This is a genomic window from Streptomyces sp. NPDC050704 (assembly GCF_040654355.1).
In the GTDB taxonomy this organism is placed as follows: Bacteria; Actinomycetota; Actinomycetes; order Streptomycetales; family Streptomycetaceae; genus Streptomyces.
Genome location: NZ_JBFAHW010000027.1, coordinates 1 through 12,316 on the forward strand (window position 1 = coordinate 1; position 12,316 = coordinate 12,316).

11 protein-coding genes are annotated in these 12,316 nt (G+C 70.4%); 5 read left to right on the forward strand and 6 right to left on the reverse strand.

Translation table 11 applies throughout. The features are described from left to right. Positions 1-117 precede the first annotated feature (117 nt). The 5 genes from AB0I18_RS18045 to AB0I18_RS18065 all read right to left on the reverse strand — a co-directional run bounded on the left by AB0I18_RS18045 (position 118) and on the right by AB0I18_RS18065 (position 5,251). Entirely contained in the window at positions 118-1,218 is a 1,101-nt protein-coding gene (locus AB0I18_RS18045; RefSeq protein ID WP_363106470.1) for a PDR/VanB family oxidoreductase, read from the reverse strand. Positions 1,219-1,241: 23 nt separating this feature from the next. Continuing rightward, positions 1,242-2,153: a metal-dependent hydrolase gene (locus AB0I18_RS18050; protein WP_363106471.1), complete on the reverse strand. Its 912-nt coding sequence runs from the start codon at positions 2,151-2,153 to the stop codon at positions 1,242-1,244. A gap of 92 nt (positions 2,154-2,245) precedes the next feature. Further along, positions 2,246-3,190: an alpha/beta fold hydrolase gene (locus AB0I18_RS18055; protein ID WP_363106473.1), complete on the reverse strand. Its 945-nt coding sequence runs from the start codon at positions 3,188-3,190 to the stop codon at positions 2,246-2,248. After that, the gene (locus AB0I18_RS18060; protein ID WP_363106474.1) at positions 3,187-4,326 is read right to left on the reverse strand and encodes a hypothetical protein; all 1,140 of its coding nucleotides are present in this window, start codon (positions 4,324-4,326) and stop codon (positions 3,187-3,189) included. The genes AB0I18_RS18055 and AB0I18_RS18060 overlap by 4 nt, the downstream gene beginning before the upstream one ends. Positions 4,327-4,330: 4 nt before the next feature. Continuing rightward, positions 4,331-5,251 carry an SDR family oxidoreductase gene (locus AB0I18_RS18065; protein ID WP_363106475.1) on the reverse strand — a complete coding sequence of 307 codons (921 nt, stop codon included), beginning with the start codon at positions 5,249-5,251 and terminating at the stop codon, positions 4,331-4,333. A 152-nt stretch (positions 5,252-5,403) separates the two neighbouring features. Here AB0I18_RS18065 and AB0I18_RS18070 point away from each other — a divergent pair, with 152 nt between their 5' ends. Together AB0I18_RS18070 and AB0I18_RS18075 are read left to right on the forward strand one after the other, a co-directional pair. Then, positions 5,404-6,045 (forward strand): TetR/AcrR family transcriptional regulator, encoded by a 642-nt coding sequence (locus AB0I18_RS18070; protein WP_363106476.1) that lies wholly within the window; start codon positions 5,404-5,406, stop codon positions 6,043-6,045. 246 nt (positions 6,046-6,291) lie between these two features. Continuing rightward, a complete protein-coding gene (locus AB0I18_RS18075; RefSeq protein ID WP_363106477.1) occupies positions 6,292-7,809 on the forward strand; it encodes a glycoside hydrolase family 43 protein in 1,518 nt (505 codons plus the stop codon). 71 nt (positions 7,810-7,880) lie between these two features. On the opposite strand, the gene AB0I18_RS18080 is transcribed toward AB0I18_RS18075, so the two are convergent. Then, positions 7,881-8,051 carry a hypothetical protein gene (locus AB0I18_RS18080; protein ID WP_363106478.1) on the reverse strand — a complete coding sequence of 57 codons (171 nt, stop codon included), beginning with the start codon at positions 8,049-8,051 and terminating at the stop codon, positions 7,881-7,883. Between the two features lie 269 nt (positions 8,052-8,320). Here AB0I18_RS18080 and AB0I18_RS18085 point away from each other — a divergent pair, with 269 nt between their 5' ends. Genes AB0I18_RS18085 through AB0I18_RS18095 form a run of 3 tightly spaced genes read left to right on the forward strand, consistent with a single transcriptional unit; the run spans position 8,321 to position 12,156 of the window. After that, positions 8,321-8,971, forward strand: a complete 651-nt coding sequence (locus tag AB0I18_RS18085) for a (2Fe-2S)-binding protein (protein ID WP_363106479.1) — start codon at positions 8,321-8,323, stop codon at positions 8,969-8,971. Positions 8,972-8,983: 12 nt separating this feature from the next. Next, entirely contained in the window at positions 8,984-9,964 is a 981-nt protein-coding gene (locus AB0I18_RS18090; protein ID WP_363106480.1) for a xanthine dehydrogenase family protein subunit M, read from the forward strand. Then, positions 9,961-12,156: a xanthine dehydrogenase family protein molybdopterin-binding subunit gene (locus AB0I18_RS18095; protein WP_363106481.1), complete on the forward strand. Its 2,196-nt coding sequence runs from the start codon at positions 9,961-9,963 to the stop codon at positions 12,154-12,156. Before AB0I18_RS18090 ends, AB0I18_RS18095 begins: the two co-directional genes overlap by 4 nt. The last annotated feature ends 160 nt before the right edge of the window (positions 12,157-12,316 follow it).

Sequence of the window (12,316 nt, forward strand, 5' to 3'; positions counted from 1 at the left end):
GATATCCCAGAGCGGCGATCGGATATCCCGTCGCGGCACCGACCCCACCACCCACCACCCCAGGGGCGCGAGGAACTGCGCGACCAGCCCCCACCGAACCCGCAGACAAACAACCGCTCACACCTCCAGCACCAACCGCTCTCCCTCCGGCGCACGCGAGACGCAGGGCAGCATGGCGCCGCCCGCACGTTCAGCGGCGGTGAGCCGACGGTCACGATGATCGACACGGCCATGCGCCACCCGTACCCGGCAGGTGCCGCAAAACCCCTGGCGGCAGGAGAACGGCAGGTCCGGCAGGGCCTCGTGGAGAACATCCAGGGCGGAACGGTCGTACGGCACCGGCAGAATCCGTCCGGTGTCGCCCAGCTGAACTTCGAAGGGACGGCCGTCCGCGATCGGGGCCGAGGCGAACCGCTCGAAGTGCAGGGCCGACGCCCGGCTACCATCGAACGCACGCCGAACGCCGTCGATCATGGGCGCGGGCCCGCAGCAGTACACCGCACCCGCCGCCGGACTCAAGCTCAACAGATCGGCCGCTTCGGGCACCCCGGACTCGTCGTCAGGACGGACGGAGACCCGGCCAGGGGCCGCGGCCGCGAGTTCGGCCAGCTCCGCCGCGAAGGGCATCGAGCCCCGGCCGCGACCGGTGTGCACGAGCCTCCAGTCCAGCCCGCGCCGGGCGGCTTCCCGAGCCATCGGCAGGATCGGGGTGATTCCGATGCCGCCCGCGATGAGCAGGACGGAGGCTTCGGCGGCGAAGGGGAAGGCGTTCCGGGGCCCGGTGACGGCGACCCGCACACCGTCTCCGAGGGCGTCGTGCACCTCGGCCGAACCGCCTCCGCCGCCGGCGATACGGCGCACCGCGATGCGGTACCGGTACCGGTCGGCAGGGTCGCCGCACAGCGAGTACTGCCGCTTGCGGCCGGAGGGCAGGCGCAGTTCGATGTGGGCGCCGGGCTGCCAGGGCGGGAGTGTTCCCCCGTCGGGTGCTGCCAGCCGCAGGGAGACGACATCCTCGGCCTCTTGGTGCCTGGCGGCGACCACCAGTTCCCGGACCACGGGCACCTCGGACACCGGCGGGCGCCTGGGCGGAGTACCGCGCCGCACGAGGCCCGCGACCGCGTGGTCGCTGAAAGCCGCCAGCTTCCGCATGAAGGAGTCGCCGCGCGGCCTGCCGTACAGGTCCGGCGGTTGAGCGACGGGTGTGCCGATGTCCATGGGATGCCTCACTGGCCGCCGGGTCATCGGGCAGCCGCTCGGGCAGCGGGAGACGCCGCCAGGTAGGCGACCGCCTGCTGGGTCGAGCCCTCCTGGGTCGGGTGGTAGCCGGGCTGGAAGTAGCGCAGCACCGAGCGGGCGAACGAGCCCGGCGGGGGCAGCAGGTCCTTGCGGGCCGCGGCCAGGTAATCGCGGAAGCGGACCTCGACCCGGTCGTCGAGTTCGGGGTCGGCGCTCATCAGGAAGCGGACTCCGCGGATCCACAGCCGGGTCAGCACCGGAGCGGTGACGAGCATGCCGACCACTCGGCGCCGGTACCGGGGATCGAGGTGCACCAGCAGGTCGAACGCGACCGAACGGTGTTCGACCTCCTCCGCGCCGTGCCAGCGGAACAGATCGAGCATCGCGGGGTCCGCGCCGGCCTGGTCCAGGTGCCCGTTGCTGAGAATCCAGTGACCCATGTACGCGGTGAAGTGCTCGAAGGCCGCGATGAGGGCGAGCCGTTGGAGGAGGTGCGCGTGTGTGGCGGCCGGCGTCAGCTCCGGCCGGTCTCCGAGCACCCTCCGGAAGATCCATTCGGACTGCCGGGTGTACGGGGCCGGGTCAAGACCCTTGGCGAGCAGGTGCTCCAGGACCTCCTGATGCGCCTCGGCGTGCATCGCCTCCTGGCCGATGAAGCCGCGTACGTCCTCGCGCAGCCGGTCATCGGTGATCAGTGGCAGTGCCTGCTCGAAGGTGCGCACGAACCAGCGTTCGAGCTCGGGGAGCATGAGGTGGAGCACATCGAAGGTGTGCGTCGCGAAGGGCTCACCCGGCAGCCAGTGCAGCGGGGTGGCGCCCCAGTCGAAGGTGACGTCCCGGGGTTGCAGCACCAGGTCGTGGTGGTCGATGGGCTCGGACGGACGTTCCAGATGGGGGCGTGCGGCTCGGAACATGACAGGTTCCTCCGTCAGCGATCGGTGTGTGCGAAGAGGCGGTCAGGCAGTCGTCCAGTACTGCTGGTCTGTCGGATCGGTTGCGTGGTCTGTCAGATCGGACGCGCGGTGTGGTCCGGATCGCGGCGGGAGCCGCCTTCGACGCGGTGGGCGAATTCCGCGATCCGGGACGCGACCTCCTCGGGGTGGCTGAGCTGTACCCAGTGCCCGGCGTCGATCGGATGCCGCTCTATCCGGCCCGTCCAGCGCTCCACTCCGTACGACAGCACCGGGGTCACGCAGAAGTCGCGGGTGGGGATGATGAGTTGAACCGGGACGGTGGCCGGCCGGTCCCGGGGACGCAGCAGGCGGGGCAGCATGTTGGCGCGGTACAGCGCGGTGCCCGTCACGGCGTCGCGGGCCAGCGTCGGCGCGGGGTAGGGGGTGTGCCCGGGCACACCTTGGGAGCCGGTGAGGAAGGCGCGCCAGCGGTGTCCCAGCGCTCGCCAGGTCAGGGCGGGCAGGAGCGGGACATGGAAATAGGCGATGTACCAGGACCGTACGGCCTGCCACAGCAGCTTCGGCAGATCCGGATGCCGCGGCCGGAGCCGGGCCCGGATCAGGTGGCCTACGTGGTCCAGGCAGGGTCCGGAGATCGAGGTGAACGAGGCGATCCGCCCGGCCAGGCGGGTGCCGGTGACCGACTCCCAGGAGTGGATGGATCCCCAGTCGTGTCCGACCAGGTGCACCGGGCGGTCGGGGCTCACGGCGTCGAGCACCGCCGCCAGGTCGGCTTCCAGGCGGGACATCCGGTAGGCGCGCAGCCCCCTGGGCCGGTGGGAGGCACCGGCTCCCCGCACGTCGAAGGCGGTGACGTGGAAGCGGTCGGCAAGGCGCTCGGCGACCGGCCGCCACACGGCGCTGGTGTCCGGATAGCCGTGGACCAGCACCACCGGGGGAGCCGTGGAAGCTCCCCATTGGTAGGCGGCCAACTCCACCCCGTCCACCCCGTCCGTGGCGATCCGGCGGGCGGCCGGACTGGTCACCGGACCGGTCATCGGCCACCACCGGCAGGGGTCAACTCGCCGTAGTTCAGACCGCCGTGGAAGAAGCTGGGCTGCACCGGCCACTGCCGCTTGAAGCGGGCCAGCTCGGAGGAGGGCAGGATCTGAAGCCAGCGCGGATCACGCCGGCTGGGGTCGGCGAGGGTCTTCTCCTTGACCATGGAGTCGTACTGGTCGAGGGAGTCCTCCAGGGTGTTGGCGTTGGGCACCACCTCATGGCCGTAGAACGCGGCGTGACGGCGCACCCCGGGGATGCGGGAGAGCTCGGGCTGCCAGTTGTCGGCCGAGATGCCGTTCTCGGAGGAGACCCACACCCCGTCGGGGGTGTTCAGCACCAGGGAGTGGTTGCCGTCCGTGTGACCGGGGGTCCACAACAGGCTGACGCCGACACCGAGTTCGACATCGCCGTCGAAGGCGGTGACACGCTCGTCCGGTACGCCGTCCATGCCTCCGTCGACGTACCAGGCCCACTGCATCGGATGCGTCGACTCGAAGGTGCCCAGCTCCCTGCGGTGCACCAGCAGCCGGGCGCGCGGGAACAGCGCTTCGCGGGGCGCCAGTTCGCCGGGAATCGTGCTCGTACTTCCCATGATCATGCGCACGTCCTGGACGTGCAGATGGTCGAAGCTGACGAAGTCCACGTCCTCGGGGCGCAGACCGCAGGAGGGCAGGACGGTGTTCGGGTCCTGGTAGTAGCGGGCGAAGACGTGCTCGGTGAGAAAGTCCCCCGCCAGCCGCTTGAGTTGGGCGTAGAACGGCGCTTGAGCTGTTCCGGCGGCGACGGTCGGCTCCCACACCAGCGTTTTCGGCTCACCGTCGAAGCCGTCGAACTGCACGACGAGCATCCGGTTGACGATGCTCACGAACGGGTTGACGGCGAGCGCGGCGCCATGGAAGCCGAACCGGGTCGGATACGGGGCGGCGGCGATGTCGAAACTGCGGACGGCGTGGATACGGCCCTGCTGGACGAACCGCTCACGGTAGGCGGCCGCGGCACCGCGCACGGCGCGCAGCCGGTCACCGCGGGGCCATACGTCGTGGACACCTTCGAATTCGGGGATGGGACGCAAAGAGGAGGTGTCCTGGGCCTTCTGTGCGCCGGGCGTCGCCGGCTTGGGCGTGGTGGTCACGGGCTCATCCTTCGGGCAGGCGGGCGGTACGGGTGCGCTCCTCGTAGGCCGCGCGGACCGACCGGTCGGGCAGGGCGGACAGGGCGGCGAGCTGGTCGGGGACAAGGAGGTGATGCAGGGCGTCGCGAGCACGGCCCGGCAGCACCGCGGCCAACCGGGTCAGGGCGGCCACCTGGCGTGGCACGAAGACCTCGAACCGCGGGCGCAGCACGACGTCGAGCACCGCGTCGGCCACCTGCTCCGTCGTCAGGCGCCGGGTGGGTCCGGTCGCGGTGCCCACGGCCAGCTCGGTGTCCACGACGCCGGGCATCACCAGGGACACGTGCACGCCGGTGCCGCGCAGTTCGGCGCGGACGGCCGTGCTGTAGCCGTGGACGGCGTGCTTCGTCGCCGCGTAGGTCGCCTCGCCGGCCGGGGCGACCTTGCTGGCGGCGGAGGCGATGTTCACCACGTGGCCGCGACCGCGTTTCCGCATCCCCGGGATCACGAGTTTCATCCCCCGCAGTACGCCGTGGACGTTGACGTCGAACTGGCGCAGGGCGGCTTCCTCCGGTTCCTCCTCGAAGCGGCCCACCCACATGATTCCGGCGTTGTTGATCAGTACGTCGATCGGCCCCAGCCGGGTCTCGACGGTGCGCAGGAAGTCATCGAAGGAGTGTGTGTCGGTGACGTCGAGAGACAGCCCGAGCAGCCGGCCACCGGGACGCGCGCCGAGGGCACCGGCCGTCTCCGTGGCGAGCTCCGCGTCGAGATCGCCGATCGCCACGGCGGCTCCGGCCGCGGCGAGCCGGGCTGCGACGGCCCGCCCGATCCCGCGGCCCGCCCCGGTGACCGCGACCACTCGGCCGGTCAGCGGTTCTGCGCGGGGGAGCCGGTCGCGGTCTCTCCGGCTGAATCTGTACGGGTGCCTGGGCGGTGCTGCCACGGTCGAGCCCCTTCCTTGCCCTGAGCATGAGCGGGACGCCGAGCGGCAAGCGGCCCTCACGCCTGTCTGACACGATGCCGTGTCAGATGAACTGACAAGCTAGAGTGTCAGTTCGGAGCACACCGGTGTCAACACCTCTGCGAAGGGGAGAAATGACCGGCACACAGACCGCTGGGCGGCGCTACGGCGGACGCGATGCGGCGCAACGACAGCAGGAGCGCCGCACCCGCCTCATCCAGGCGGGCCTCGACCTGTTCGGCACGACCGGATACGCCTCGGTCTCCGTCAAGCAGGTGTGCTCGCAGGCCGGACTGACCGAGCGCTACTTCTACGAGTCGTTCCGCGACCGCGAAGACCTGCTCGCCGGGGTCTACAACGAGCTGATCACTACGATCCAAGCCGAAACCGCGCAGGCCGCAGCCGCCGTCGCACCCGATGTCAACGCCCAACTGCGCGCCGGCCTAGAGGTGTTCATCCGCACACTGGCCGGCGACGCCCGCATGGCCCGTCTGGTGCTCATCGAGGTCGTGGGCGCCAGCCCCCGCCTCGAAGCGCGCCGCCGTGAGGTCCTGCACGAATTCGCCGCACTGGTCGCCGCCGTCGTCGAACCGCTCCCCGGCCCGGAAGCCTCCTCCAACCGGCTCACCATGACCGCGATGAGCCTGGTCGGCGGAGTCAACGAACTCCTCGTGGACTGGACCCTCGGCCACCAGGACGCCACCGTCGATGAACTGATCGACCTGTGCTACACCCTGTTCGTCGCGGCCTACCGAACCATCAGCGATCAACCCTGATGGTCAGACCGCTTGCGGCTGTCCCCCTTCCTCAACGGCGCGGTCTTCGCGTGGGCGTTGCTGGGCATGTAGAGCATGACGATGAAGAGGGGTTCCAGCAGCCGACGGCGTAGAAGAGGGTGATCACTGCGGTGACGGCACGGGATGTGGGCAGCACCACCGGCCACAGGACTCGCCGGTCGCCGGCGCCCCCCCGGACTCTCCGTCGGTCTCTCCACCATGTGACCGAACCAGTGAAAGGACTTGATGAGGGTGTCGAGCACGTCCGAGACGGGGAACACCATCAGCAATCCTGTGATCCCCGGTTTCCATCCCGATCCGTCCGTCTGCCGGGCCGGCGAGGACTACTACCTGGCTTGCTCCAGCTTCGAGTACTTCCCCGGGGTGCCCGTCTTCCACAGCCGTGACCTGGTGCACTGGACCCAGATCGGGAACGCGCTCGACCGGCCCAGCCAGCTGCGCCTGCCGCTCGACACGCCATCTTCCGGCGGGATCTACGCGCCCACACTGCGCTTCCACGACGGCCGTTTCTGGCTGATCGTCACGAACGTGAGCGGTGACGGCAATCTGCTGTTCACGGCCACCGACCCGGTCGGCCCCTGGTCCGATCCGATCCGGCTGCCCGGAGTGCACGGCATCGACCCGGACATCGCCTGGGACGACGACGGCAACTGCTGGTGCACCACTGCCGGAGTCGGACAGATCCGCATCGATCCCCACACCGGGGAGACGTTCGGCGCGCCTCGCCGGATCTGGTCCGGCAGCCCCGGTGCCAAGGCCCCCGAAGCACCGCACCTCTACCGGATCGGCGACTACTGGTACCTGCTCATCGCCGAGGGCGGCACCGAGCGCTGCCACAGCGTCTCGATCGCCCGCGGCCGCACGCCCACAGGTCCCTTCGAGCCGTGTCCCGCCAACCCGATCCTGACCCACCGGGGGACTGAGCACCCCATCCAGAACACCGGCCACGCGGACCTGGTGCAGGCACCCGACGACTCGTGGTGGATGGTGCTGCTCGGCGTGCGGCCCGGCGGTGGCACCCCGGGCTGGCACGTACTCGGCCGGGAGACGTTTCTGGTGCCGGTCGACTGGGCCGACGGCTGGCCGGTCGTCGGCGAACTGTCGTCCTCCATACCCGCGCCCTCCTGGCCACTGCGGCCGCAAGCCGCCGTGCCGGACCGGGACGACTTCGAGCTGAGCGAACTGGCTCCGCACTGGATCTCGCTACGGCACCGGCCTCCGGAGGTCTGCACCACAAAGGAACAGCCCGGCCGGCTCACTCTGCACGCCCGCGGCAGATCACTCGACGACACCGACGTGACGTTCGTCGGCCGGCGGCAGCAACATCCGTCCTGCCGGGTGCGGGCCGTGGCCGACGTGACGGAAGGAGACGGCGGCCTGGCCGTTCGTCTCGACGAACAGCACCACTACGACATCGAGGCCTCATCCGGCGAGGTGCGGGTGCGCGCTCGCATCGGTCCGTTGAACACCGTCGTGGCATCCCGGCAGACACCTCCCGGACCTGTGGTTCTGCGCATCGAAGTGGCTGCCGTACACACGATCAACGACCCACGCACCGGCCCCGACGTCGTCTCGATCGGCATCGAGGAGCCGGACGGCACATTCGCCGAACTCGCCACGCTGGACGGCAAATACCTGTCGACGGAGGTCGCAGGCGGCTTCACCGGCAGGGTCATCGGAATGTTCGCCGCAGCCGGGGCCGTGCACTTCGACTGGTTCGAGTACGAGCCGGTCGATCGCTGAGGCGGCCCGCACACGGCCGACGACGAACCGCTCCGGGTGACTGAGTCCCCGATCGGCCCGGAGCGGTTGCCTCAGCGAGCCTGTCGGGTGGGCTCTGTGGCGGGGGACCGGGTCGCCGCCCAGCCGGCGAGGAGCTTGAGGCGGTCTTCGACGCCACCACCGGCCTCGACGACGTCCCGGCCGGCTGTCAGGACATGGCCGACCGCGCCGGCCCCAAGGTCCTCATCAAGCCCGGACCGCATGGCGCGACCTGCGACCGGGAGGCGGCGCGGCTCTGTTCGGCCCCTCCGGCGCGGAAGTGCCCCGACCGTGTCGGTAGGTCGCTCCTGAGGGAGCGTCAAGGGGGGAGGAAAGTCTCCCTGCCACGAGCTTGCCGGTGGTGCGAGACTCCCCGTCTGAGCGGTCGCCACCACCAAGGCACGCGGTCGCCAGGACCCTGCGGTGATGAAGATCCCGCCTCCTCTCCCGCTGTTGTGTACGGCTCACCCGTCTGTGATGCGAAGGCGTATGTATGTCTACTGACCTCCCGGAATCTGCTGTCCCACCCCCCACCGGATCCAGCGAGTCCTCCCCGGTACCCACCCGGCGCACCTTCATCGCCACCAGTACCGCGGTCGGTGGTGTCGTGGTCGCGGGCGGCGTGATCGGGGGCACGTTCCTCGCCGGCTCGGAGGAGGCGACGGCCGGTGAGAGGCCGCCCTCCAGCCGTGTCTCGTTGACGGTCAACGGGACCCGCCGGACCGTTACGGTCGACAACCGCACCTCGCTCCTGGATCTGCTGCGCGAGCACTTCGGCCTGACGGGCTCCAAGAAGGGCTGTAACGCCGGGGCCTGCGGGGCGTGCACGGTGCTGGTCGACGGGAGTCGGCACAACGCCTGTCTGACGCTCGCGGTACGCCTGGAAGGTGCCGAGGTCACCACGGTCGAGGGCCTGGCCGACGGCGACGACCTGCACCCGCTGCAGCAGGCGTTCATCGACCAGGACGCCTTCCAGTGCGGCTACTGCACGCCGGGGCAGATCGTGTCCGGCGTGGGCTGCATCAAGGAGGGCCACACCGGCTCGGCGGACGAGATCCGGGAGTGGATGAGCGGCAATATCTGCCGCTGCGGCTGTTACGTGAAGATCGTGCGGGCGGTCGAGCAGACCGCCCGCGGGAAATGAGGTCCGGCAGCCATGCATCCCTTCTCCTACACCCGTGTCTCCGACACGGCCGAAGCCCTCAACGCAGGTCGGCGCGGCGGGCGTTACATCGCCGGCGGCACCACGCTGGTCGACCTGATGCGGGAGACCGTCGAACGCCCCGGCGCGCTGGTCGACATCAGCGCGCTGCCGCTGCGCGAGGTCACTGTCACCAAGAGCGGGGGCCTGCGCATCGGCGCCCTGGTGACCATGACCGAGGCCGCCGCCCACCCCAAGGTCCACGCCCTGTACCCCGTCGTCTCGCAGGCGCTGGAACTGAGTGCGTCGCCCCAACTGCGCAACATGGCCACCATCGGCGGCAACATCATGCAGCGCACCCGCTGCACCTACTTCCGTGACGTGAGCGCCGCCTGCAACAAGCGCGACCCCGGCTCGGGCTGCGCGGCGCGGGAGGGCTTCAATCGCACCCACGCGATCCTCGGTACCTCCGACGACTGTGTGGCCACCCACCCCTCCGACGTGGCCGTGGCCTTCGCCGCACTGGAGGCCACCGTGCACCTGCTGGGCCCGGACGGGGAACGCCGAGTTCCCTTCGCCGATTTCCTGCTGCGGCCCGGCAGCACCCCGCAGCGTGAACAAGCCCTGCGGAAAGGCGAGTTGATCACCGGGGTGGAGATCCCCGCGCTTCCCCGTCCGCTGAAGTCCGGCTATCTGAAGGTCCGCGACCGGCAGTCGTACGAGTTCGCGCTCACGTCCGCGGCTGTCGCGCTGCACGTGCGCGGCGGGGTGATCCGGGAGGCGAAGGTGGCCGCCGGGGGAGTGGGCACGGTGCCGTGGAAACTCTCCGCCTTCGAGCAGCACCTGGTCGGTGAGCGTCCCTCGGAGTCGTTGTGGGCCGCCGCGGCGGAGAAGGCGGCCGACGGGGCACGTCCTCTTGACCACAACCGGTTCAAGGTCGAGCTGCTGAAACGGACCGTGGCACGTCAGCTGCGCATCGTGGGAGGTACCAAGTGAGTCCCCAGCCGCAGGCAGCCGTGGGTGCGCCGCTGTCGAGGGTGGACGGCCGGCTGAAGGTCACCGGCAAGGCGGTGTACGCCGCCGAGAGCGACGTGGACGGGGCGGTGCACGCCGTGATCGTCGACGCGAGCATCGGACGCGGCCGCATCACCTCTGTCGACACCGGTGACGCCGAGAAGCATCCGGGCGTGCTGCGGGTGATCCATCACCGCAACGCGCCGAAGCTGCCGTACCGCGACAACGCCGGGTCCAACAACATGCCAGGCCGCCGACTTCGCGTCTTCCAGGACGACAAGGTCCTCTTCCACGGGCAGCCGGTCGCCGTCGTGGTGGCCACCACGCTGGAGGCCGCACAGCACGGCGCGAGCCTGGTCAAGGTCGGCTACGACGCCCAGCGGTCCTCGACCGACCTGCACGAGGCCGAGCCGGACAAGCCGACGAACTACGCGCGCGGTGACGCCGAGGCCGGCCTACGCTCCTCGGCCGTACGGCTGGACCTGACCTACCAACTGGCCCGCAACCACCACAACCCGATGGAACCGCACGCCACCCTCGCCCGCTGGGACGGCGACCGGCTGACCGTGTGGGACAAGACGCAGTGGGTGATGGGCACGCACGACGAACTCGCCGCCGTGTTCGACCTGCCCGCGGACGCGGTGCGGGTCATCAACCCGTTCGTCGGCGGCGGCTTCGGCAGCGGGCTGCGCTGCTGGCCGCACACCGTGGTCGCCGCGCTGGCCGCCCGGGAGACGAAACGTCCGGTGAAGCTGGTGCTCAGCCGTCGGCAGATGTACTTCGGTACCGGTTTCCGGCCGTCGTACGAGTACCGGCTGCGCCTCGGCAGCGACCGGCGCGGCCGGCTGTCCGCGGCGATCCACGACATCGACGCCGAGACCTCCTCGTACGAGACGTTCACCGAGGCGGTCATGGGTGCGGGGCAGATGACGTACAGCATGCCGAACGTCAGCCAGGCGTACCGGACGGTGCCGCTGGACGTGAACACCCCGATCTGGATGCGCGGCCCCGGCTTCGCCTCGGCCTCCTTCGCCATCGAGTCGGCCATGGACGAACTCGCGTACAAGCTCGGCATCGACCCGATCGAGCTGCGTCGGCGCAACGAGCCGGACGAGGACGAGTCGAACAACCTGCCCTTCTCCACCCGTCGGCTGCGGGAGTGCTACACGGTCGGCGCCCGCGAGTTCGGCTGGGACCGCCGCAACCCGAAGCCTCGCTCCAGGCGTGACGGGGACTGGCTGGTCGGCCTGGGTATGGCCGCCGGTGTCTACGATCCCGGACGCTTCCCTGCCGAGGCCCGGGTCCGTCTGGATGCCGACGGGACCGCGGTGGTCGAGTCGGCCACCAGTGACATGGGGCCGGGTACCTACACCTCCCAGACCCAGGTGGCCGCCGACGCGCTGGGGCTGACCGTGCGTACGGTGACCTTCCGGCTCGGCGACTCCCGGTATCCGCCGACCGGGCCGCACGGTGGCTCGGCGACCATGGCCAGCGTCGGCACCGCCGTCGTGGACGCCTGCGACCAGGTGCGGCGGCAGGCGATCAAGCTGGCCGTCGAGGACCGGGAGTCGCCGCTGTACCGGGTGGACGCCAAGGATGTGGTGGTGAGCGGCGGCCGGCTGCACGTGCAGGGCAATCCGTCGCGCGGTGAGACGTACCGCAGCCTGCTGGCCCGCAACGACCGCACCCACCTCGAAGCGGACGGCTCCTACACCGGGCCGCCGAATCCCGCGCGGCGCTCCTACCACGCCTACAACGCCACCTTCGCCGAGGTCGCCGTGGACGCGACCCTGGGTCTGGTCCGGGTGCGCAGGATGCTGGGCGTGTACGACGCGGGCCGCATCATCAGCCCCAAGCTCGCCGACAGCCAGGCCATCGGCGGCATCGTGGGCGGCATCGGCACCGCGCTGCTGGAACACACGGTCACCGACCACCGCGACGGCCGGATCGTCAACGCCAACCTCGCCGACTACCTGGTACCGGTGAACGCGGACGTCCCCGAGGTCCGGGCGATCTACCTGGACGGCGAGGACAACGACGGCAACGCGCTGGGGGTGAAGGGGCTCGGTGAGGTCGTCCAGGTGGGTGTGGCGGCCGCGATCGCCAACGCGGTCTTCAACGCCACCGGCCGCCGGATCCGCGAACTGCCCATCACCGCCGAGGCGTTGCTCTGAGCCTCGGCCCCGATACGAGCACCCCGGGCAGCCGGTTTCGTGGTGAGACGGCCGCCCGGGGTGCTCACCCACCGTCCGGCGGCCGGCTATGCCCGGCTGTCGGACCCACCAGGGTCGCCGCCGCCCATTCACTCCCCGACGGAGCGGCGGCGGCCCGCCC